The sequence below is a fragment of the Bacteroides sp. RCH18 genome (genome assembly GCF_058231005.1).
This window is the reverse complement of the sequence record NZ_JBIPTC010000001.1, coordinates 3396728-3421959: the sequence shown is the minus strand read 5'-3', so window position 1 is coordinate 3421959 and position 25232 is coordinate 3396728. Positions and strand designations below refer to the sequence as shown.

The window sequence follows — 25232 nt, the reverse complement described above, 5'->3', positions numbered from 1 at the left end:
TTATCATTTTTTGAATCGTTTGTATATAGTAAAGGAGATGCCAATCCTTACCTTTGTGGCATACCTCAATAAGAGAAAAAGGTTTCTTATTCGGGTATGCTTTATTTTTTTACATAAGAACATTGTACCATATGAAAAACCAAAAGCTACTATTAAAAAAAATGTCGGGAGTATCCCTGATGCTTCTTCTGTTTCTTTTCTTTTCCAACTGTGCCAGTGGAGACAAGATTTTCTCTACCGATGTATGGAATATAACTTACGATGATCAGCAAGGGGGGATAGCACTCACCTATAAGTCAAAAAATATTTGTAACGGAATGTATGCTTCCTATCAATGGGAAGGGAAGGAGATCAAGACGACTGACTATGCCCGCCATAAAATCAGTACGGACAAAGTTTCCGATTCTTTCGGGAAAGGACATATATATAAGGTAGAGTATACGGATAAGGAACTTCCGAAGCTGACTCAGTATTTCTATCTTTATCCGGGTAAGGAATATATACTGACCGATTTTACGGTCGAAGCGAAAGAGGAAATCAGTTCCGGCAGAATGGCTCCTGTCAATGTTGATTCTATATCCGGATTCTTGCAGGCAGGTGATAACCGTGCCCTTTTTGTTCCGTTCGACAATGACAAATGGATCAGATATCAGTCTCATCCGCTTGGTTTCGATACATTGGTGAGTTATGAAGTGACAGCCATATTCAATAATGAAAGCCGGAACGGTCTGGTGATCGGCTCCGTAGAACATGATAACTGGAAAACAGGTATTTCAATAGGTAAGGGGGATTGTGATAACATTGGTTCGCTGGTATGTTATGGGGGCATAGCAGATGAGCAGACTCGTGACGTAAAGGCTCACGGTGCATTAGCAGGTAAAAAGATTAAATCCCCTAAAATCTTTTTGGGTTTCTTTGAAGATTGGTGCGATGGACTTGAAGCGTATGCAAAAGCCAACGCTGTAATTGCCCCTCCCAAAGCATGGGAGAAAGCTGTTCCATTTGGTTGGAACAGCTGGGGGGCATTACAATTCAATCTGACTTATGAGAAAGCGATGGAAGTCTCCGATTATTTCAAGGAGAATCTGCAGAACAATTATTTTGTAAACCCTGATCAGACTGTCTATATCGGTCTGGATTCCGGTTGGGACTGTATGAATGAGGAGCAACTGAAGTCATTTATCGAAAAGTGTAAGTCGAACGGACAGATCGGTGGTATCTACTGGACTCCGTTCACCGACTGGGCACGCGATCCGGAACGGACGGTAGATGCAGCACCGGAATATAAATACAAAGATATCTATCTCTATGCCAACGGAAAACCGCAGGAACTGGACGGCGCCTATGCAGTCGATCCAACGCATCCGGCAGTGGAAGCTATGATGAAGAAGACTTCCGGTTTGTTCCACCGTGCAGGATTCGAGTATGTGAAGATGGACTTCATGACACACGGTGCGATGGAAGCGGACAAATGGTATAATCCTGAGATTACCACAGGTATACAGGGATATAATTATGGCATGAAACTGCTCAATCAATATTTTGGAGATATGTATATCAATCTCTCCATTTCTCCTGTTTTCCCCGCTCAGTATGCGCAGTCACGCAGAATAGCCTGTGATGCGTGGAACCAGATCAAGGATACCGAATATACATTGAACGCTCTTTCATACGGCTGGTGGCAGAAGTATATCTACCAATATAATGATGCCGATCATATTGTACTGAGAGATGCTACCGACGGAGAAAACCGTGCCCGTATTACCTCGGGTGTCATTACGGGTATTTACATTACAGGAGACGATTTCAGTGCGGGAGGAGGAAAAGACGCCAAAGAGAAGTCACAGAAATATCTGACCAATGCGGCAGTGAATGCGGTGGCGACAGGAGAAGTGTTCCGTCCTGTGGAAGGAAACGGAGAGAAGTCGGAACATGTCTTTGTAAGAAAGACACCCGATGGTCGTTTCCATTGTGCGGTATTCAACTACTCGGACCAGGAACAGACAACTGTGCTTTCGTTAGAAAGAATAGGATTGGACAAGGCACGCAACTATCAGGTGAAGGAGTTGTGGAGCGGCAACGAGACTTCTGCCACAGGACAGCTTGAAGTGACCGTACCCTCCAAAGACGTGCAATTACTTGAATTTAAATAACCGAAGAAATGAAAAAATATCAATTAACACTCTTATCGTTATGTGTGGCAGCCTTTGCGCAAGCGAAGGTCACATTGCCGTCATTCTTTACCGATAATATGGTTATTCAGCAAAACAGTCAGCTGACGTTACCGGGAAAAGCGAAAGCCGGTAAACAAGTGACTGTGAAGGTGAGCTGGAATCATGAGAAATATACGGCTAAAGCGTCAGCTGATGGTCATTTTAGTATAGAAGTCCCGACTCCGCCTGCCGGAGGACCTTATCAGATCACTGTTTCGGATGGTGAGAAACTGGTGCTGAACAACGTCCTATCGGGAGAAGTCTGGATCTGTTCCGGTCAGTCGAATATGGAAATGCCCGTTGCCGGATGGGGAAAAGTGATGAATTACGAACAGGAGGTTGCCGATGCCAATTATCCTTCCATCCGTCTGTTGCAGGTAAAGAAGACCGTCGCTTTCTCTCCGCAGGATAACGTAGAAATGAATATGAACGGTTGGCAGGAATGTAGTTCCGCTACTGTATCGGAGTTTTCTTCTGTCGCTTATTTCTATGCCCGTAAGTTGTGGAAAGAACTGAATGTGCCCGTTGGGGTGATTGACTGTACTTGGGGCGGCACACCTGCCGAATCGTGGACAAGCCATCAGACATTGAAGCGAGTCATGGGATTCCAGAAAAAGATGGCCGAAATGGAAAGCGCAGGCTTCCAAAGAGAGAAACTTGTCGAACTTTACCATCGGGAAATGGACGAGTGGCTTCAGCAGTTCGATGCCAGGGATGCCGGATTCAAAGACGGAGCTCCCCAATGGATATCAGCTCTTCAGACAGGGAATGAATGGAAACCGATGGAACTGCCCGCCTACTGGGAAACTCGCGGACTGAATTTTGACGGTACTGTCTGGTTCCAGAAAGAAGTGGAAATACCTGCCGACTGGAGCGGCAAGGAAATCTCTTTCCATCTGGCTATGATCGACGACGACGATATCACTTACTTTAACGGAAAAGAGATAGGAAGAACTTCGGGATGTAATACGATGCGTACCTATAAGATTCCCGCAACCTTGGCAAAGGCAGGTAAAGGGGTTATCACCATTCGTGCCATAGATTATGGAGGTGAAGGTGGTATCCATGGAGAACCTCAGCAGATGTATATGGAAGCGAACGGCAAGAAGATTTCCTTGGCGGGCAACTGGAACTATCACACTGGAGTATCGATGACCGGTGCACCTTCCAGACCATTGTCTCCCGAAGGAACCGGCTGGCCGACATCCTGTTACCCGACCGTACTTTACAATGCAATGATACATCCTTTTACTGTTTTTCCTATCAAGGGTGTTATCTGGTATCAGGGAGAAAATAATGTAGGATTCGACGAGCAGTACAGAGTACTTTTCCAATCAATGATTACAGATTGGAGAAGGGCATGGAAACAGGATTTTCCTTTCTACTTTGTGCAGTTGGCCAATTATCTGAAGCCCGAAGAAGTGCAGCCGGACTCCAAATGGGCGGCTCTCCGTGATGCACAGGCACATGCGCTGCATCTGCCCAATACGGGTATGGCGTGTGCCATCGACCTCGGCGAAGATTATGATATCCACCCGAAAAACAAGCAAGAGGTAGGAAGGCGGCTGGCGCAAGCAGCATTGGCGAAGACCTATAACAAAGGTACATACGAAGTGCCCGCATTCCTTGGATACCGCATTTCGGGACGTACGCTGATTCTTAGTTTCGATCAGGAAGTAGTAGCCAAAGAAGGGGCTCCGAAAGGCTTTATACTGGCGGGACCGGACGGGAAATACGTTCCGGCACAGGCAACCATCCGGGGAAAAGAAGTCATTCTGCAATCCGACCGGATAGAAATACCGACGGCGGCTTGCTATGCGTGGGCAGACAATCCTGTTTGTAATCTATATGGCAAGAGCGGGCTTCCCGTACCCCCGTTCCGCACTAGAGAATAAATATCAACCATAACAATGTAAACCATGAAATTAAAAGCATTCTTACTTTTTTTTCTATTGAGTTCTTTTTCTCTTTTGCAGGCTGCCGACAAGCCGCTGATCAAAATAGAAACCGAACGGACCAGCCTTATCTATCAAGTAGCTGACAACGGACGTCTGTATCAGAAATACTTGGGCAAAAAGCTTAACCATGATTCCGATATCCAGTATCTGCCACAAGGGACTGAAGCTTATCTGACTCACGGTATGGAGGACTACTTTGAACCGGCTATTCACATACGTCATAATGATAATAACTCTTCATTGCTGCTGAAATACGTAGATCATTCGAGCAATGTCATCGGTAACGGGGTCAACGAAACCGTAATTACCCTTAAAGATGATAAATACCCTGTGACTGTAAAGTTACATTATGTGGCTTACGGCAAAGAGAACATTATCTGTACGTTTAGTGAAATCAGCCATGAAGAGAAGAAGCCTGTGATACTTTGCAAGTATGCTTCATCAATGCTTCACCTGAACAGCAGCAAGTATTTCCTGACTGAATTTTCCGGTGACTGGGCACACGAAGCCAACGTGACCGAAAGAGAACTGGCTTTCGGTAAAAAGGTGATCGATACGAAGTTGGGCGCACGTGCCAATATGTTTGTATCTCCTTTCTTCCAGCTGGCTCTTGACAATCCTTCGCAGGAGAATGCAGGCGAAGTGCTGGTAGGAACTATCGGGTGGACGGGTAATTTCCGTTTTACTTTCGAAGTGGACAATAAAAACGAACTGCGCATTATCAGCGGTATCAACCCGTACGACTCCGAATACAGCCTGCCCGCCAAAGAAGTGTTCCGTACTCCGGACTTCTATTTCACTTACAGCACGCAGGGGAAAGGTGAGGCCAGCCGCAGCTTCCATGACTGGGCGCGCAATCATCAGGTGAAAAACGGTAATGATACCCGTATGACTTTGCTCAACAACTGGGAGTCTACCTATTTTGACTTTGATGAAAACAAACTGATCGGCTTGATGGATGAGGCTACCAAGCTGGGCGTAGATATGTTCCTGCTGGACGATGGTTGGTTTGCCAACAAATATCCCCGTAGCAGTGACCATCAGGGTTTGGGCGACTGGGAAGAGACTGCCGGCAAACTTCCGAACGGAGTAGGGCGTCTTGTTGAAGAAGCACAAAAGAAAGGTATCAAGTTCGGTATATGGATAGAGCCGGAAATGGTGAATCCTAAAAGCGAGCTTTACGAAAAGCATAAAGACTGGGTGATTCATCTGCCTAACCGTGATGAATACTACTTCCGCAACCAGATGGTTCTCGACCTTAGCAATCCGAAAGTACAGGATCATGTATTCGGCGTGGTGGACAACCTGATGACCAAATATCCCGGCATCGCTTTCTTCAAATGGGACTGCAACAGCCCGATTACGAATATCTATTCGATGTATCTGAAAGATAAACAGTCTCATCTGTACGTTGACTATGTACGCGGACTTTACAAGGTGCTGGACAGAATCAAGGCTAAATATCCTGATCTTCCGATGATGCTGTGTGCCGGTGGCGGCGGACGCTCCGACTATGAAGCATTGAAGTACTTCACAGAATTTTGGCCAAGCGACAATACCGATCCTATCGAACGTCTGTTTATCCAATGGGGCTATTCGCAGATCTTCCCGAGTAAGACACTGTGTGCCCACGTCACTACCTGGAACCGTGGAACCAGTATCAAATTCCGTACCGATGTAGCTATGATGTGCAAATTAGGATTCGACATCAAACTGGAAGACATGAATCAGAATGAGCACTTGTACTGTGATCTGGCAGTCAAAAACTACAACCGTCTGAAATCTGTTATCCTTGAAGGTGATATGTATCGCCTTGTTTCTCCTTACGGAAGCAACCATACTTCTTCCATGTTTGTAGGCAAGGACAAGAAAACAGCTGCGGTATTCGCCTTCGATATCCATCCGCGCTATGCGGAAAAGACACTGCCTGTCCGCCTGCAAGGACTGGATGCCGACAAAAAGTACCGTGTGAAGGAAATCAATATGATGCCCGGTAGCGGTTCCTCATTGAAGGGTAACAACCAGGTTTTCTCCGGAGAGTATTTGATGAACGTCGGACTGGATCTTTTCACAACGCAGCAGCTCAACAGCCGTCTCATTGAAATAACAGAAGAATAAAAGGCCATAGACATAAGAAACATATCTTATAAAAACACCACGAACCATGAAGAAATTACTTTTAAGTGTATGTGCATTTTCATTGACCCTTGTTACGTTACAGGCAGGGGAAATCACTAAATATGTAAATCCGTTTATTGGAACGGGGGCCATCGATGGGGGACTTTCGGGTAATAATTACCCGGGGGCGACCTCACCGTTCGGTATGATACAGCTTTCTCCGGACACCAGCGAAGCTCCTAACTGGGGGGACGCTTCCGGCTACGACTATAACCGGAATACAATCTTCGGTTTCAGCCATACCCGCCTGAGCGGGACAGGAGCTTCGGACCTGATCGACATTACATTGATGCCGACCAGCAGCGGACGCACTTCTTCCGCATTCACGCACGACGAAGAGAAAGCCCGTCCCGGCTATTATCAGGTAATGCTGAAAGATGAAGGTATTAATGCAGAGCTTACCACTACTCAGAGAAACGGTATCCACCGCTATCAATATCCCGCCGGCAAAGATGCGGAGATTATACTGGATATGGACCACTCGGCAGATAAGGGCAGTTGGGGACGCCGGATCATTAACTCTCAGATCCGCATTCTGAATGACCATGCAGTGGAAGGTTACCGTATCATTACGGGATGGGCGAAACTGCGCAAGATTTATTTCTATATGGAGTTTTCCAGTCCTATCCTTACTTCTACGCTGAGAGACGGTGGTCGTGTTCATGAAAACACAGCCGTGATCAACGGTACGAATCTTCATGGCTGTTTCCGTTTCGGCCAACTGAATGGCAAGCCACTGACATGTAAGGTAGCCCTTTCGTCCGTCTCTATGGAGAATGCTCGTCAGAACATGGAACAGGAAGCACCGCACTGGGACTTCGACCGCTATGTGGCTGCTGCGGACGCTGATTGGGAAAAACAACTGGGAAAGATCGAAGTGAAAGGTACGGAAGTGCAGAAAGAGATATTCTATACGGCTCTTTACCACACTATGATACAGCCTAACACCATGTCCGACGTGAATGGCGAATACATGGCTGCCGACTATACGACCCGCAAGGTGGCGAACAATGAAACTCATTACACCACATTCTCTCTGTGGGATACTTTCCGCGCCTCTCATCCTCTCTACACATTGCTGGAACCCGAACGGGTGACTGACTTCGTGAAGAGCATGATACGCCAGTATGAATATTACGGCTATCTGCCTATCTGGCAATTATGGGGACAGGACAATTATTGTATGATCGGTAACCACTCCATTCCTGTGATCACTGATGCCATCCTGAAAGGTATTCCCGGAATTGATGTGGAGAAAACCTATGAAGCAGTCTATAACAGTTCGGTAACCTCACACCCCAACTCTCCTTTTGAGGTTTGGGAGAAATACGGCTTTATGCCCGAAAACATTCAGACTCAATCTGTCTCCATCACTCTGGAGCAGGCTTTTGATGACTGGTGTGTTGCCCAACTGGCTGCAAAATTGAACAAGGATGCCGATTATCAGCGATTCCACAAACGCTCCGAATATTATCGGAACCTTTTCCATCCGAAAACGAAGTTCTTCCAGTCTAAGAATGACAAGGGAGAATGGATCGAACCTTTCGACCCGTATCAATACGGTGGAAACGGTGGGCATCCGTTTACCGAAGGAAATGCATGGCAATACTTTTGGTATGTTCCGCACAACATCCAAGCCTTGATGGAACTGACAGGAGGAACGAAAGCCTTTGAACAAAAGCTGGATACTTTCTTTACTTCTACCTATAAGAGTGAGCAGATGAATCATAACGCTTCGGGATTTGTGGGACAGTATGCACATGGCAATGAGCCCAGCCATCACGTAGCTTATCTCTATAATTTTGCAGGTCAGCCGTGGAAGACGCAGAAGTATGTCAGTCATATTTTGAACACGCTGTATAACAACACTTCTTCGGGATATGCCGGAAATGATGATTGCGGTCAGATGTCTGCCTGGTATGTATTCAGTGCGATGGGATTCTATCCGGTCAATCCTGCCGACGGCCGGTATATCATCGGTTCCCCGCTTTTGGATGAGTGTACTTTGAAACTGGCCGGTAATAAGGAATTCCGTATCCGGACCATCCGCAAGTCTCCCGAAGATATCTACATTCAGTCGGTGACTTTGAACGGGAAGAAACACAAAGATTTCTTCATCACTCATCAGGATATCATGAACGGTGGTACGATGGTGTTCAAGATGGGTAAGAAACCATCCGGATGGGGAAAGTAAACAGTATGAATTCAGATATTGTATCTAATAGAAACATGGATGAGTTATATCATATAGGGCAATAAATATTATAGCCTTGTTTCTATATAATAAGAGACTGTCTACCTTCTGACAGTCTCTTATTATTATTTTCTTATTTAACCTCTTCGGAAGTCTGTAACATCTGGAACAGCTTGTCCAGTTTCGGAGCCATGATAATCTCCGTACGGCGGTTCTTACTTCTGCCTTCTGCTGTTTCATTGTCGTCAACAGGCATATATTCGCCGCGACCGCTGGGCTGTATCTGCAAAGGATTTACACCGTAGTTCTTGATCAGGATACGTACGACGGAGGTAGCACGAATCACACTCAAATCCCAGTTGTCTTTGAACTGTACGGTGTTGATCGGTTTATTGTCGGTATGACCTTCGATGAATACGTCGATGTCGGTCTGCTTATTCAGGACTTCCGCCAATTTGCCGAGAGCTTCCTCTCCGCGTTTATCCAGACGGGCGCTTCCTGACTGGAACAGCAATTTGTCCGACATTGCCACATATACCTTTCCATCTTTTTCACGAACCGTCAGTTCGTCTGTGCTAAAGCCCAGTAACGCGTCTTTCACACTGCTCAGCAGTTGTTTCACTTTCTCGTTCTGAGCGTTGATCATGTCCTGTAGCTCATTGATGGTGCGTTCTCTTTCGCTAAGTTCGTTTTTCTTCTGACTCAACAAGGCATTCAGTTTTTCCTGTTCCGTCATGTTAGTACTAAGCATGCTCTGATACTGGCGGATACTGTTTCCCATCTGGGTGGTATCACGCAGGAGCTTCTTGATTTGTGCTGACAGCTGGTCGCCTGTGTTGCGGCAATCAGTCAATAAACTTTGCAAGCTGTCGATACTTGCAATACGTGCGGCTTCTGTCATCATGAACTTCTTTTTCGTTACACATGAAGTACATAATAACAATGTAAGGAAAGTAAATAATGCAATTTTCTTCATTACGCTTTATTTTTTTTGCAAAGAAATAATTTTCTTCTGAAGATTACAAAAAATCTTTTATTAAACTCTGTGTCATATAGTTAAGAAATGACCTGAGAGAATTTTACTGCTGGTACTTCGTTGATGTCAAGACAGACTGTTGTATGGAATATGCCAAAGAATCAGCGTTGTAAAAACGCGCAAAGTTTCTGTACAGCCAGTGCACGATGACTGATCTTGTTCTTTGTTTCGTTTCCCAGTTCGGCAAAAGTCTGTTCGTACCCTTCGGGCTTGAATATCGGGTCATAACCGAAGCCGGAATCTCCGCGCTTCTCTTTGATGATTTCCCCTTTGATCACACCTTCAAAGAGATATTCCTTTCCGTCGAGAATCAGCGAAATGGCAGTGCGGAATTGCGCTTTCCGATTCTCTTTTCCTTCCAGTTCGTGGAGCAGCTTGCGCATATTCGCCTGAGCGTCGTGTCCTTCGCCTTCGGCATAGCGGGCGGAGTACACTCCGGGCGCTCCGTTCAGAGCTTCCACTTCCAGTCCGGTGTCATCGGCAAAGCAGTCCAGCTGATAGTTCCGGTAGATAAAAGAAGATTTCAGCAAGGCATTTCCTTCCAGCGTTTCGGCTGTTTCGGGGATGTCCGTGTGGCAGCCAATGTCATTCAGACTGAGCAGTTCTACCTTATCCCCGAGGATAGCGGCTACTTCTTCGAGCTTATGAGCATTGTTGGTGGCAAATACAAGTTTGCGTTTCATTGTCTTATTCTTGTTTTTTAGTGGAATTATCCGGATTCATTCACCTGTTTATTTCACTTTCAACTGATCGAACCCTTCGCCATACACCCCGATGACGGAACTTTGCGAGATGAAAGCGTTCGGATCGATACGCTTTACCAGTCGGAAGATATCCAGCGACTGACGTCTTTTGGCCAGTACGACCAGTACTTTTACATCGTTTTTGCTGTACCATCCGGTGCCGTTGAGCACGGTCACTCCACGGTCAGTATCTTTGATGATGCGGTCGGCTATCTCATCATACTTCTTGGAGAAGATGAAGAACTGTACGGACTGACGGGCGCTGTTGATAATCCAGTCGAGCACGACACCGATGATGAACAGAGTGACGAAACCGAAGATTACCCGGCGCCAGTCGTGAAACACAAAGTAACAGGAACTGATGATGAACACATCACAAATCATGATCATCCTTCCAAGGGATACGTCTTTGTATTTGTTGACAATAGCGGCGATGATGTCCGTTCCTCCGGTGCTGCCGTTATAATTGAAAGTAATGCCCAGACCTACACCGCACATAGCCGCACCGATGATACAAGCCATAAAGTCCTGTCCGCTGCCGAGCAGCAGAGGCTTTCCGTCGGCCGACATATCGGGCGTTTGTATGTAGTTGTTTACCAACACCTGGAATATCCATAGCAGGAAAGTCAGCATGAAAATCGCATAAGTAGTCTTTATGCTGAATCGCGGACCTAATATCTTGATGGCAAATGTCATCAGAACCGCATTGATGATGAAGTACGACCACTGGATAGGAAATCCCGTTGCGTAATAGATGATAGCCCCGATACCGGTAGTACCTCCTGTCGTTATCTGGTAAGGCAGCAGAAACGCCGCCCATCCCATAGCATAACTTATCAATCCGAGAGTGATGTAGATATAATCCTTCACTTCTCTCATTATTTCCGCTTTTGCTGGTTTGCGCATTTAATTAATAGGTAATAAGTATTAAGTAATAGGTAATAAGTCGTAATTGATAGGTATTAGGTATCAGGTATTAAGTATTAACCATGCGGATATGCTTGAACAGCAGCTACGGTAATACTTAATACCTATTACTTAATACTTATTTATACTACCACATTTACAATCTTCTTCGGCACTACGATGATCTTCTTCGGTGTTTTGCCTTCGATCCACTTCTGCGAACGTTCGTCGGCTAGTACGGCAGCCTGGATGGCATCCGAAGCGGCATCAGCGTCAAACTCCATGTTGAAGCGTGCTTTTCCGTTGAAGGAGATGGTATAGTTGATCGTATCTTCTTTCAGATATTCTTCGTTGAATGCGGGCCATGCGGCGTCACATACGGAAGTTTCGTGTCCCAGTGTATCCCACAGTTCTTCGCAAACGTGCGGAGCGAAAGGAGCGAGGGTGATAACGAGCTGTTCCAGTATCTCTTTCTTGTTGCATTTCAAGTTGGAGAGTTCGTTGACACAAATCATGAATGCGCTGACAGACGTATTGTAAGAGAACTGTTCGATGTCTCCCGTTACTTTCTTGATCAGTTTGTGCAGGCTCTTCAATTCTTCCTTCGTTGCAGGCTCGTCTTTCACCAGATATTCGTCCGTACGGCTGTAGAACAATGACCAGAACTTACGGATAAAGCGGTGTACACCGTCGATACCGTTCGTATCCCAAGGCTTGGACTGCTCAACCGGACCGAGGAACATTTCGTACATACGAAGGGTGTCTGCACCGTATTTTTCCACAATCATATCCGGATTGACTACGTTGAACATTGATTTACTCATCTTCTCAACCGCCCATCCGCAGATGTATTTTCCGTCTTCGAGGATAAACTCTGCTTCCGCGTATTCGGGACGCCATGCCTTGAATGCTTCCAGGTCGAGGATATCATTGGATACGATGTTTACATCCACATGAAGTGGAGTCACTTCGTATTGGTCTTTCAGGTTCAGTGAAACGAAGGTGTGAGTATCTTTGATGCGATATACAAAGTTGCTGCGGCCTTGAATCATGCCTTGGTTTACTAACTTCTGGAACGGTTCTTCTACTACCGATGCACCTACATCGTGCAGGAACTTATTCCAGAAACGGGAGTAGATCAAGTGTCCGGTAGCGTGTTCCGTTCCTCCTACATAAAGGTCTACGTTTTTCCAGTATTCGTCCACTTTCGGGTCCACCAATGCTTTGTTGTTGTGCGGGTCCATGTAGCGCAGATAGTATGCGGAAGAACCGGCGAATCCCGGCATGGTGTTCAGTTCCAGCGGGAAGATGGTAACGTTGTCGATCTTTTCGTTTTCTACTGTGCACTTGTTTACCGTGTCCCACGCCCATTCCTTGGCGTGTCCCAATGGAGGTTCGCCTGTTTCGGTGGGGAGGAACTTGTCTACTTCCGGAAGTTCCAGCGGCAGACAGTCTTCGTCGATCATGTACGGCATTCCGTCTTTGTAGTATACAGGGAACGGTTCCCCCCAGTAGCGCTGGCGTGAGAAAATGGCGTCGCGAAGACGGTAGTTCACTTTCACACGTCCCAGATTATGTTCTTTCACATATTGCTTGGTCTTTTCGATGGCTTCCTTGATGGTCAGTCCGTTCAGAGACAGGTCACAGTACGGAGTTACATCCGGACGCGGAGAGTTGCAGACGATACCTTCCTTGGCATCGAAGCTTTCTTCGCTTACGTCACAACCTTCTACCAACGGGCGGATTTCGAGTCCGAAATGCTTGGCGAAAGCATAGTCGCGGCTATCGTGGGCGGGTACGGCCATGATGGCTCCTGTTCCGTATCCTGCCAATACGTAATCGCTGATCCAGATGGGCACTGCTTCACCTGTAAACGGATTGATGGCATACGAGCCGCTGAATACACCGGTAACGCTGCGGTCGGCGATACGTTCGCGTTCGGTACGTTTCTTGGTGCGGTCAAGGTAGGCGTCTACTTCTGCTTTCTGGGCGGGAGTGGTCAGCTGGGCTACCAGATCACTTTCCGGAGCCAGAACCATGAAGGTCACACCGAACATGGTATCTGCACGGGTAGTAAAGATGGTAAATTCGAGATCGCTGTCTTTTACCTTGAACTGTACTTCGGCACCTTCGGAGCGTCCGATCCAGTTCTTTTGAGTTTCTTTCAGTGATTCGGTCCAGTCGATGGTATCTAGTCCGTCGAGCAGACGCTGAGCGTAAGCGGATACACGCAGACACCACTGGCGCATCTTCTTCTGGATTACAGGGAAGCCGCCGCGTTCGCTGACGCCGTCTATGACTTCGTCATTTGCCAATACGGTTCCCAGTGCCTGGCACCAGTTTACCATCGTTTCGCCGAGGTAGGCGATGCGGTAGTTCATCAGGATTTCCTGCTGTTCCTTTTCGCTTTTGGCTTTCCATTCTTCGGCGGTAAAGCTGAGTTCTTCGCTGCAGGCAGCGTTGAGTCCTTCGTTTCCGTAGATTGCGAATGCGTCGATCAGTTCCTGGATAGGGCGTGCCTGCTGTTCGTCGTTGCAGTAGTAGCTGTTGAACATCTTTTGGAAAGCCCATTGGGTCCAGTGATAATATTCGGGTTCGCACGTACGGATTTCACGGCTCCAGTCGAAAGAGAAGCCTATTTTGTCGAGTTGCTCGCGATAGCGGTCGATATTAGCTTTAGTAGTAATTGCGGGATGCTGTCCGGTCTGAATAGCGTATTGTTCCGCCGGCAAACCGTATGCGTCATATCCCATCGGATTGAGTACATTGAAGCCACGCAGTCGTTTGTAACGGGCGTAAATATCCGAAGCGATGTATCCCAGCGGATGCCCTACGTGCAGTCCGGCCCCTGACGGGTAAGGGAACATATTCAATACATAGAATTTCTGCTTCGATTCGTCTTCCGTAACCTGGTAGGTTTTCTCTTCCACCCACCTTTGCTGCCACTTCTTTTCAATCTCCCTGAAATTGTACTCCATAGTGATAAAGTTTTTATTTATAGTGATTTATACTGTTATTTCAATTTGAGCCAGCAAATTTACGTGTTTATTTTCAGATAACCACGTAGTGAGTGAAAAAAACCTTTCTTTTATAATAAGGTATTGCCCGAACAACAAGGTAATACCTGATAAATGAAGAAATATCACGGCAAATACCGTCCGGCTATTGACTTTCTTGTTTTTATTTCGTATATTTGGAGGAATATAAAACGGAATAGTAATGATAGGATATATAAAAATTATAACATAAGTTCAATAGGTGGATGTGCAGAATTGCATAGTCAGGGTAACGAATGGGCAAGAAACTGCGAAGGTTCTTGCCCATTTTTGTTAGTTCGCCCAGCACGAACATATTCTAACGGGTGTAAGTCCCTAAAGCGCCCTGACAACGGGAAGTATATAGCCAACGGCAAGGGTGTCCATCGTGAGGTGGAATCTGAAGGAAGCCTGCGGCAAATATCTGGTCTGACGTACAGAAACTTGATATTAAGGCTTAAGGATGTGGATAAGTTTGCTAAACAAAACGAAGTCCTATAGTTGTCCGGAACATCCGAAGTAAATCAAGCAGACATAAGATGGAAAGAATATGTCCATAACTGGGGAGGTCTCACGGGCGAGGAAAAATAAATAAATACAGTCAAGCAGTAATAACGAACCGTGAGAAGTCAGCAGAGGTCATAGTAACCGACAAGGTAAAAAAATCGGCAGTCGGTGAAGGACTGAACTTTTAATCAAACAAGTACCATTTAATACTTTATGAAAGAGTCAATGCGGAAAATCAGTAAAACGAACTGCCCACAAATGGATAGGACAGCATCCGACGAGTATGTGGGAGTGCAGACTTTTATGGAGATAAAAGATGAGCAGCTTGTGGAAGTGCAATTGGAAGAAAACAATCTGTTGGAACTCCTTCTAAGTCCATCGAACTTGAATGCGGCATACCGCCAAGTCGTAAGGAATGGAGGAGTGGGAGGTGTCGATAAGATGGAGACGAGCGAACTGTTGCCATACCTTACCCTCCATAAAGACGAATTGTTGGAAAAGATACGCAGGGGGAAGTATCGTCCGTCCCCTGTGCGCAGGTTAGAAATTCCGAAAGACAACGGTAAAACTCGCCCATTAGGTATCCCGACAGTGGTAGACCGCTTTGTTCAGCAGGCAATCAGCCAAGTGTTGATACCGCTTTACGAACCTCAGTTCAGTGACAACAGCTTCGGCTTCCGCCCTCATCGTAGTGCTCACGATGCACTGCATAAGGTGCAGGAATATGCAGACCAAGGTTATCGCTACTGTATCGGTTTGGATTTGGAAAAGTTCTTTGACCGTGTTAACCACAGCAAACTGATAGAGGTCTTATCCCGAACCGTCAAGGACGGCAGTGTAATATCTTTGATACACAAATACCTTAATGCAGGAGTTGTAGTATCTCACAAATACGCGGAGACTGCCGAGGGCGTCCCCCAAGGTGGTCCATTGAGTCCTATATTGAGCAATATTCTTCTTAATGAGTTGGACCAGGAATTGGAACGCAGGGGGCACCCGTTTGTCCGCTATGCCGATGATTGTCTGATCCTTGTCCATAGTCTTCGGGCAACGGAGCGAGTCCGTGATAGTATTTCCGAGTTTATAGAAAAGAAGTTATTCTTGAAAGTAAACAAAGAGAAGACAGAAGTCGGTTCCATCTGCGGCAAGAAGTATCTTGGACACTCCTTCTACTGAAGAGCCGACCGTAAATGTGGTCTTAATCTTCATAAGAAAAGTCAATCCAAGTTCAAACGCACCATCAAGCACCTGACCAGCCGTAGTAGTGGTCAAGGCTACGCTTGGCTGAAACTCCACCTGACGCAATACATCCGAGGTTGGCTGACATACTATCGTTATGCCGATATGAAAGATTTTATAATCAAAACAGCGAAGTGGTACAATCGTCGTCTTAGAATGTATATATGGAAGAGTTGGAAGCGGGTACGTACACGTTTTGCCAGCTTGCAGAAGTGTGGCATCCCTCGTCGGAAATCTTGGGAATGGGCGAATACCCGTAAAGGCTATTGGCGCATTGCGGATAGTTGGATATTGCATAGAGCAATCACAACAGATAAGCTTGTAATGGCGGGTTATCCGTCAATGATAATTCTTTATACCCAATTGCATCGCAGTTAAGAGAACCGCCGTATGCCGAACGGCACGTACGGTGGTGTGAGAGGTCGGAAAACGAAAGTAGGAGGAAAACTTCTACTTCGTTTTCCTCCTACTCGATTAATAATTCTATTGGGACTGCTGGAAACGCCTAAAAATAGTTTATAATAAACTTGGGGACCGTTTATAATAAACTCTCTCGTTATTTATTAAAAACGATGAAGGAGTTTATTCGATTCCGGGAGTGTAGTGTAAGAAAGGGAGAAAACTTTTTTGAGTAAAGTTCTCTTCCTTTCTTTATGTGGTAAAAATATGATATATTAATAGGACTGTTTTGATAGTGGTGATTTGTTTACAAACGAGCGCTTCTATCTGTAAGAATCTCTTTTTCGTTAGACTTTTGGATAATATGTTTCTTTCATTTGGTATTATTATATACGTATTAATGTGAGTATATTTTGGGAGGATCGTTTATAATACAAAGAATATGGATAAAATGTGAGTGTATACTGGTTATAGTTGAAGTCCTGTCGGGATAATCTTTTTAGAGTGTTGGCTGAAAAAGCCTTTAAATAAACGTTAAACTAGTCTGTATACCGACTAAAAAGTATCTTTTCCAACCTATATCCTTTATTTTCTCCTCGAATTAATTGCAAATTAATTACTAAATTAACTAGCGGGACTTACATTTGTGCCAGTTATCATAAAATTCTAAGAAATGAAAAAGTTGCTGGTACTATTAACAATGCTTTTTACATCCTTCTTTGCTGAAGCGCAAAAAAGCAGAGACTATTGGAATAACAAGCTAAAGTTTATCTCATTCCGACTACCTCCTCCGGTAGGATATATTCCGAAGATTGGTCAATCCTGTTGTAATTAACCGAATAAATAAATTAAATATATATGAAATATCTTATCAGCTTTTTATTCTTAGCTCTTGCATTTTCAATGAAAAGTGAGGCTAAAGTGACATTACCTTCCATACTTGGAGATAATATGGTATTACAGCAGCAAGCAGAAGTCAAACTATGGGGAAAAGCCCGTCCCAATGCTACTGTAACGGTGAAGACTTCGTGGAACGGGCAGACATATAAATCCTCATCGGATGGCAAGGGAGGCTGGTTGTTAACAGTATCCACCCCTGTTGCGGGAGGCCCTTACAAGATCACCTTCAATGACGGCGAATTACTGACGTTGCAGAATGTACTGATCGGTGAAGTCTGGTTCTGTTCGGGACAATCGAATATGGAGATGCCGATGGGCGGTTTCGACCGGCAACCGGTCAGAGGGACGAACGATATTATTGCCAAAGCCAAGCCATCCACGCCTATCCGAATGTATACTACAGATTCAAAGGATGGGAGATGGGTACGCCAGTTTAGTAAAACGCCTCAGGAGGACTGCCAGGGCGAATGGCTGGAAAATACGTCGGTAAACGTTTCTCATATCAGTGCTGTGTCTTATTACTTTGCGCGTTACATACAGGAAGTGCTGGAAGTTCCGGTCGGCATCGTCGTTTCTACGTGGGGAGGATCAAAAGTAGAGGCATGGATGAGCAGAGAATCCATAAAGCCTTTTAGTAGTATCGATCTTTCCATCCTCGATAATGATGCTGAAGTAAAGAATCCTACCGCCACTCCGTGCGTACTCTACAATGGTAAGATAGCTCCTTTGACTAATTTTGCAGTGAGAGGCTTCTTGTGGTATCAGGGCGAAAGTAATCGTGACAATGCCGATCTTTATCAGAGCCTTATGCCCGCCTTCGTGGCTGACTTGCGTACGAAATGGGGCAGGGGCGAACTTCCTTTCTATTTTGTGCAGATAGCGCCTTTCAATTACGAAGGAGCCGACGGTACATCGGCTGCCCGCCTGCGCGAGGTCCAGTTGCAGAATATGAAGGATATACCGAATAGTGGCATGGTTACGACGATGGATGTCGGCCATCCTGTTTTCATCCATCCCGTAGACAAGGAGACGGTAGGGAACCGACTGGCGTATTGGGCATTGGCGCAGACCTACGGCATGAAAGGATTCGGATACGCTCCTCCTGTTTATAAATCGATGGAGATACAGGAGAACAAAATCTATATAAACTTCGACAATGCCCAACGCGGCCTAAGTCCGATGTGGACATCTCTTAAAGGATTTGAGATTGCGGGCGAGGATAAAGTATTCTATCCGGCTTTTGCCGAAATAGAAACCAAGACTGCCCGACTGGCGGTTTCGAGTGACAAAGTCCCTCATCCCGTTGCCGTGCGGTATGCGTATAAGAATTATGTGGAAGCAAGTATTTTCAGTATTCATGGCATCCCTGCGGCGCCTTTCCGGACGGATAACTGGTAAAAGCAGACGATTACCTGAATAGATACAGCCATTTTATCAGACATCCGGATATTCGCTTTCTTGTTATATCCGGATGTATAACCGGTTCTCTTTCGGCGAAATTTTGTTGAAAATATATCTGTAAAAGTCAGTGGGTATATCCATGAATCCCTGTATCTTTGCATTCTCATTAAAACCATAATTATGGAACTAAAGCATGGGTACTATCATCTGATTGCCATACTAACAGTAGCTATCTGGGGACTGACATTCATTTCGACTAAAGTATTGATAAACCACGGGCTGACACCTCAGGAAATCTTCTTTTACCGTTTTCTGATTGCATACCTTGGCATCTGGGTAATTTCTCCCAAACGTCTGTTCACCAATAACTGGCAAGATGAACTGTGGCTGGTAGCAGGCGGTATATTCGGTGGCTCCCTTTATTTCTTTACAGAGAATACCGCTTTAGGCATCACCCAGGCGTCGAATGTATCGTTTATCATCTGCACGGCTCCCTTGCTGACTACTATCCTTTCCCTGCTTTTCTATAAAAGTGAAAAGGCATCGAAAGGACTGATATACGGTTCCCTGCTGGCATTGATGGGAGTAGGGCTGATTGTCTTTAACGGCAGTTTTGTGCTCAAAATATCTCCGATAGGCGATCTGCTGACCTTGCTTGCCGCATTATCATGGGCATTCTATAGTCTGATTATTAAAAAGATGGCCGGGCGTTATCCTACCGTATTTATCACCCGCAAGATTTTCTTTTACGGAGTGCTGACGATTCTGCCTGCCTTCCTCCTGCATCCCCTACAGCCCGATACCGCCGTACTTCTTCAGCCTGCCGTGCTGTTCAACCTACTGTTTCTGGCCGTATTGGCTTCGCTGATCTGCTATGTGCTCTGGAATGTGGTGTTAAAACAGCTGGGAACGGTACGGGCATCCAATTATATTTATCTCAATCCTCTGGTCACGATGATTGCATCGTTCCTTATTTTGGATGAGAAGATTACGCTAGTCGCTTTAGGCGGCGCAGCTTGTATTGTCTGCGGGGTATATTGGGCTGAAAAGAAATAGAGTAGATAAGAAATAGAGTAGATTATGAGAAAAATGATGAATGAGCAGCTTCCTATATCGAAGTCGTCTCCTTTGAAAGCTCGTTTTTATGATTATCCTTATTTTACTTACCCTTGGCATTTCCATACGGAGTATGAGATTATCTATGTCAAGGAGGGCACGGGAATGCGTTTTGTAGGAAATAACGCGGAGAAATATGCCGATGGTGATATTCTTCTGCTAGGCTCCGATTTGCCTCATTATATGAAGAGCGATGAGGTGTATCGGCAAGAAGGCAGTACGCTTCGGACAACAGGGACTATCATTCAGTTTGAAAAGGACTTCATGCACCACGCTTTCAATTATTATCCCCATTTTGTGAAGATAAAGAACCTGCTTGAAGAGGCGCAACGGGGAATTTACTTTCCCGCAGGATGCTCCCTGCGGCTGGTTGATTTACTTGAATCGATTCCGGTGGAGACAGGAGTCGATCAGATCACTTCTTTCCTGCAACTTCTGAAAGAAATGGCAAACGTCGCTTCACGGTCTGTGCTATCGACTTCCGACTTTGAAAATGATATTATCTACGACGGCTCGAGAATAGACAAAATCATAGCTTACCTGAATAAGAACTATACACGACAGATTGATCTGAATGAAATATCTTCTCTGGCAGCTATGAATCCTGCTGCATTCTGCCGCTTCTTTAAGAGCAAAACGGGGAAATCATTCAAGAATTACATATTGGAGATGCGGATAGGATATGCGTGTAAACTCTTGCTCATGGGCGATATGAATATTTCGCAGATCAGTGTGGAGTGCGGATTTGATACGATTTCTCATTTTAATAAGTCGTTCAAGAAGCATACCGGATTCACTCCGTCTTACTATAAAAAGATGATGCTGGCTGAATAGAAATGAATGAAAGAAAGAGGCAAACGGGACGTATGGACATAAAAAAAGGGTCAACGCCTTGACCCAACCTTTGTTAACCTTAAATCTAATACTATGAAAAACACATTGCAAAGATACGGACTATTGGGAAATTAGCAAATTATCCAAGTAAAATAGTATGTTTTATAACACGTTTTAATAGTTTTCCTTTACTTGTTAAGAAATATACCCTTCTTTTTTAAAAGGATGCAACACTAATTGTGAAAATTGAAACGGGAAATTCCGTTGATTCTCTGCCGGAAAACTGTTATCTTTGCAAGGTTAATCTCATTATTCACTCAACAAAAAAGAAAAGGAGCGAACCGTGAACGAGGAAGAAATCGTGCTTACCCCCATGATGAAACAGTTTCTGGATTTGAAAGCCAAACATCCGGATGCAGTGATGCTGTTTCGTTGCGGTGACTTTTATGAAACATATTCTACCGATGCCATTGTTGCATCCGAAATCTTAGGAATCACACTGACAAAACGCGCCAATGGAAAAGGAAAGACTATCGAGATGGCAGGATTTCCCCATCATGCGCTTGATACATATCTTCCGAAACTGATTCGTGCCGGAAAGCGTGTAGCTATCTGTGACCAGCTGGAAGACCCGAAACTGACGAAGAAACTGGTGAAAAGAGGTATTACCGAGTTGGTTACCCCCGGTGTATCTATCAATGATAACGTTCTGAATTATAAGGAGAATAACTTCCTGGCTGCCGTCCATTTCGGAAAGGCTTCCTGTGGAGTTGCCTTTCTTGATATATCTACCGGTGAGTTCCTCACCGCCGAAGGTCCCTTTGACTATGTAGACAAATTGCTGAATAACTTCGGACCGAAAGAGATTCTTTTCGAACGGGGCAAACGCCTGATGTTTGAAGGTAACTTCGGCAGCAAGTTCTTCACATTCGAACTGGACGACTGGGTATTTACCGAATCCACCGCCCGTGAGAAACTACTGAAACACTTTGAGACAAAGAATCTGAAAGGATTCGGGGTGGAGCACCTGAAGAATGGTATCATTGCTTCCGGTGCTATCCTGCAATACCTGACGATGACACAGCATACGCAGATCGGTCATATTACTTCTCTTGCCCGTATTGAGGAGGATAAGTATGTGCGTCTGGATAAGTTTACAGTCCGCAGCCTGGAGCTGATCGGCAGCATGAATGACGGCGGCAGCAGTTTGCTGAACGTGATCGACCGTACCATCAGTCCGATGGGAGCCCGCCTGCTGAAACGCTGGATGGTTTTCCCGTTGAAAGATGAGAAGCCGATTAATGACCGTCTGAATGTGGTGGAATACTTCTTCCGCCAGCCGGATTTTAAAGAGCTGATCGAGGAGCAGTTGCATCTGATAGGAGACTTGGAACGTATCATTTCCAAAGTAGCCGTAGGACGTGTGTCGCCACGTGAGGTGGTGCAGCTGAAAGTTGCCTTGCAGGCCATTGAGCCGATCAAGCAGGCTTGTCTTGAAGCGGATAACGCAAGTTTGAACCGGATAGGCGAACAGCTGAATCTTTGTATTTCTATTCGCGACCGGATTGCCAAAGAAATCAATAATGACCCTCCTTTATTGATCAACAAAGGGGGCGTGATTAAAGATGGTGTGAATGAGGAACTGGACGAATTACGCCGTATTTCATACTCCGGCAAAGACTATCTGTTGCAGATACAGCAGCGTGAAAGTGAGCAGACAGGTATTCCGAGTCTGAAGGTAGCTTACAATAATGTATTCGGTTATTATATTGAAGTCCGTAATATACATAAGGATAAAGTCCCGCAGGAATGGATTCGCAAGCAGACACTGGTCAATGCGGAACGTTATATTACGCAGGAACTGAAGGTTTACGAAGAAAAGATTCTGGGAGCCGAAGATAAGATTCTCGTGTTGGAGACTCAGTTATATACTGATTTGGTGCAGGCATTGACGGAGTTTATTCCGCAGATACAGATTAATGCGAATCAGATTGCCCGTCTGGACTGTCTGTTGTCTTTCGCTAATGTGGCACGTGAGAATAATTATATCCGTCCGGTTATTGAGGACAATGATGTACTGGATATCCGTCAGGGACGTCACCCTGTGATTGAAAAGCAGCTTCCGATTGGTGAGAAGTATATTGCCAATGACGTGATGCTGGATAGTACTACGCAGCAGATTATCATCATTACCGGTCCGAACATGGCGGGTAAGTCTGCGCTCTTGCGTCAGACGGCACTGATTACGCTGTTGGCGCAGATCGGTTCGTTTGTTCCTGCGGAGAGTGCCCACATCGGTCTGGTAGATAAGATTTTCACCCGTGTAGGTGCCAGCGATAATATCTCGGTGGGCGAATCTACTTTTATGGTGGAAATGAATGAGGCTGCGGATATTCTGAATAATGTCTCTTCCAGAAGTCTGGTGTTATTTGATGAGTTGGGACGTGGTACGTCTACCTATGACGGTATTTCCATTGCCTGGGCAATTGTCGAGTATATCCACGAACATCCGAAAGCGAAAGCCCGCACACTGTTTGCTACGCATTACCATGAGCTGAACGAGATGGAGAAATCCTTCAAACGCATCAAGAACTATAACGTGTCTGTGAAGGAAGTGGACAATAAAGTGATTTTCCTCCGTAAGCTGGAGCGTGGGGGAAGCGAGCACTCCTTCGGTATCCATGTAGCAAAGATGGCAGGTATGCCGAAGAGTATTGTGAAGCGTGCAAATACTATATTGAAGCAACTGGAATCGGACAACCGCCAGCAAGGTATTTCCGGCAAACCATTGACGGAAGTCAGTGAAAACAGAAGCGGTATGCAGCTCAGCTTCTTCCAGTTGGACGACCCGATACTTTGTCAGATTCGTGATGAGATACTGAATCTGGATGTGAATAACCTTACTCCGATTGAGGCGTTGAATAAGCTGAACGATATAAAGAAGATAGTCAGAGGCAAGTAAAAACTGATATAACTTATGCGGGGGCTGACTAAAAAGTCGTTAGTAACTTTAAACTCTCCTCCTTCCGGAAGGAGGAGAATGGAGATACTAACGACTTTTAGTCAGCCCCAACGAAGATACTATAGACTTCTTATGTTGTAAGTTATAGGGTTACTTGCCGTGCCAATGGTATGGCCTTATGCTTATACCTTCTTTGTATAGAAAGAGAGACCGGTTGGCTTCCATGTGCCTTTGTCTCCGTAAGCATCCTTTTCTTCCGTGGTATAGGCAAAGTTTTTTCCATCCGATATTTCGTAGATACAGTTTAAGTCATCGCTCTCCTTTTCATAGACATACCCTATGATTGTTCCGTCTCCGTTCGGTGCCGGTTCTAATGTCAAACGGTGATTCTTTCCGTCGGAAGACAGGTAAAGCGGTACTGTACCCGGTTCGTGTCTGATAAATACGCTTCCTATCACGCCTTGACAGATATCCGCCTTTGCAGTTAACTCCTTATAAGAGGTATAGTAGCGGTGATAGTACCCGTCACTCGCCTGAAAGATGGGAGCTGTTTGTTGTAAGGACAGTTGGTGGCCTTTGATATGGGCTATTACCGCTTCTTTTATTTGCTGTTTCTTTATGGGGTCGGCTATTACCTCATAGATGGGGATGAGGTCTTCACCGGTCAGAGTAGTTAAGGCGCGATTCTTTTCATTGGCAGATTGTATCCAGGGGCTGATATCCATCGGATCGCCTGTCAGCTGATTAAAGACTTTGGAATCAGCTCCTTGCAATGACACTACAATTGTTCCCCCATAGTTCTTTTTTACTGTTTCTTCGGGATAAGTGATGGAAACATTGGGATGCTTAATAATGCTGCTCTGCTGTGCGCCCATCCCTGTGTTTGCGGTTCTCAATAAGTTCTCTTCATCATCCGCTACGATGCTGCGATAGAGGGTTTTGCTTATATAACCTAAATGAGTGTTTACCAATATATGAGTACCAAATAGTTCTATGATTGTTTCAGGTGACGCATCTTCCAGCTCTTGCCGGAAATCATCGGCCAGCCAGTTGGACCAATCCGCATTCAGAGTGAGTAATCTTTGAATCACTCCGTTAGCTCCTGAACTGCCAAAGGCAAATGTGTATTGGGATGAATAATCATAAGGTTTCTGAAAATATTTATGACCGGTAATGGTAGCGGTAAACAGCAAATCATCTTTGTTTTCCGCCGGCACCACAAATTTCTTATATTTTGTGATTGACCGAAGAAACTCTTTCATATCACGACCAATGAAGCTGTCTCCTACTCCGCTCGAACCTACCAGATTGCTAATCCTTTCATTATCTATTTTGCTCAGATCAAGCACTGGTTCTTTTACCGAATTATTGTCTATGTAGCTGCCCATAATATCATATCCGGCACCCAGAAAAGGCTGTGTAAGTGACATGGCGGCTTCAGGCCAGCTATTACCTTGTGGTACGGCAGGGCTTATGTAACTGTCATTCGTTTCCTCCGGAGGAGTGTAAGGTAATTCTTCTTTGTCACTGCAACTTGCGAATACGGATGTGACGAAAGGTACCCATAGTAGTTTGAATAGTGTTTTTGTGCTCATATTTTTATCATTTAGT

The 25232-nt window shown here is 45.3% G+C and carries 13 protein-coding genes and 1 pseudogene; 9 read left to right on the top strand and 5 right to left on the bottom strand.

Going from position 1 to position 25232, the window contains the following annotated elements; translation table 11 throughout:
- The first annotated feature begins 131 nt into the window (after positions 1–131).
- From ACHLI0_RS13370 to ACHLI0_RS13355, 4 genes are read left to right on the top strand one after another with little or no spacing between them, the layout of a single operon-like run.
- Positions 132–2153 carry an alpha-galactosidase gene (locus ACHLI0_RS13370; protein ID WP_490749366.1) on the top strand — a complete coding sequence of 674 codons (2022 nt, stop codon included), beginning with the start codon at positions 132–134 and terminating at the stop codon, positions 2151–2153.
- A gap of 8 nt (positions 2154–2161) precedes the next feature.
- On the top strand, positions 2162–4108 hold the full coding sequence (locus ACHLI0_RS13365; RefSeq protein ID WP_490749365.1) for a sialate O-acetylesterase: 1947 nt from the start codon (positions 2162–2164) through the stop codon (positions 4106–4108).
- A gap of 24 nt (positions 4109–4132) precedes the next feature.
- Positions 4133–6289, top strand: a complete 2157-nt coding sequence (locus ACHLI0_RS13360) for an alpha-galactosidase (RefSeq protein ID WP_490749364.1) — start codon at positions 4133–4135, stop codon at positions 6287–6289.
- A 46-nt stretch (positions 6290–6335) separates the two neighbouring features.
- Positions 6336–8543: a GH92 family glycosyl hydrolase gene (locus tag ACHLI0_RS13355; RefSeq protein WP_490749363.1), complete on the top strand. Its 2208-nt coding sequence runs from the start codon at positions 6336–6338 to the stop codon at positions 8541–8543.
- 133 nt (positions 8544–8676) lie between these two features.
- Here the strand turns inward: ACHLI0_RS13355 and ACHLI0_RS13350 are convergent, their stop codons facing one another.
- The 4 genes from ACHLI0_RS13350 to leuS form a co-directional block, all read right to left on the bottom strand.
- Positions 8677–9519, bottom strand: coding sequence for an OmpA/MotB family protein (locus ACHLI0_RS13350; protein ID WP_234119219.1), 843 nt, complete (start codon positions 9517–9519; stop codon positions 8677–8679).
- Between the two features lie 161 nt (positions 9520–9680).
- Positions 9681–10262: a non-canonical purine NTP diphosphatase gene (locus tag ACHLI0_RS13345; protein WP_490749362.1), complete on the bottom strand. Its 582-nt coding sequence runs from the start codon at positions 10260–10262 to the stop codon at positions 9681–9683.
- 48 nt (positions 10263–10310) lie between these two features.
- Positions 10311–11228: a YitT family protein gene (locus tag ACHLI0_RS13340; RefSeq protein ID WP_008762766.1), complete on the bottom strand. Its 918-nt coding sequence runs from the start codon at positions 11226–11228 to the stop codon at positions 10311–10313.
- A gap of 143 nt (positions 11229–11371) precedes the next feature.
- On the bottom strand, positions 11372–14206 hold the full coding sequence (gene leuS, locus ACHLI0_RS13335) for a leucine--tRNA ligase (protein WP_490749361.1): 2835 nt from the start codon (positions 14204–14206) through the stop codon (positions 11372–11374).
- Positions 14207–14983: 777 nt separating this feature from the next.
- Here leuS and ltrA point away from each other — a divergent pair.
- From ltrA to mutS, 5 genes and pseudogenes are all read left to right on the top strand, one after another.
- Positions 14984–16427: pseudogene (ltrA, locus tag ACHLI0_RS13330) on the top strand (group II intron reverse transcriptase/maturase).
- Positions 16428–17266: 839 nt separating this feature from the next.
- Entirely contained in the window at positions 17267–18706 is a 1440-nt protein-coding gene (locus ACHLI0_RS13325) for a sialate O-acetylesterase (protein WP_490749360.1), read from the top strand.
- 183 nt (positions 18707–18889) lie between these two features.
- On the top strand, positions 18890–19765 hold the full coding sequence (locus tag ACHLI0_RS13320; protein WP_221647051.1) for a DMT family transporter: 876 nt from the start codon (positions 18890–18892) through the stop codon (positions 19763–19765).
- Positions 19766–19789: 24 nt separating this feature from the next.
- The gene (locus ACHLI0_RS13315) at positions 19790–20659 is read left to right on the top strand and encodes an AraC family transcriptional regulator (protein ID WP_070750479.1); all 870 of its coding nucleotides are present in this window, start codon (positions 19790–19792) and stop codon (positions 20657–20659) included.
- Between the two features lie 373 nt (positions 20660–21032).
- A complete protein-coding gene (gene mutS / locus ACHLI0_RS13310) occupies positions 21033–23621 on the top strand; it encodes a DNA mismatch repair protein MutS (RefSeq protein ID WP_032841392.1) in 2589 nt (862 codons plus the stop codon).
- Positions 23622–23803: 182 nt separating this feature from the next.
- Here the strand turns inward: mutS and ACHLI0_RS13305 are convergent, their stop codons facing one another.
- Positions 23804–25216, bottom strand: a complete 1413-nt coding sequence (locus ACHLI0_RS13305; protein WP_490749359.1) for a hypothetical protein — start codon at positions 25214–25216, stop codon at positions 23804–23806.
- Positions 25217–25232 lie beyond the last annotated feature (16 nt).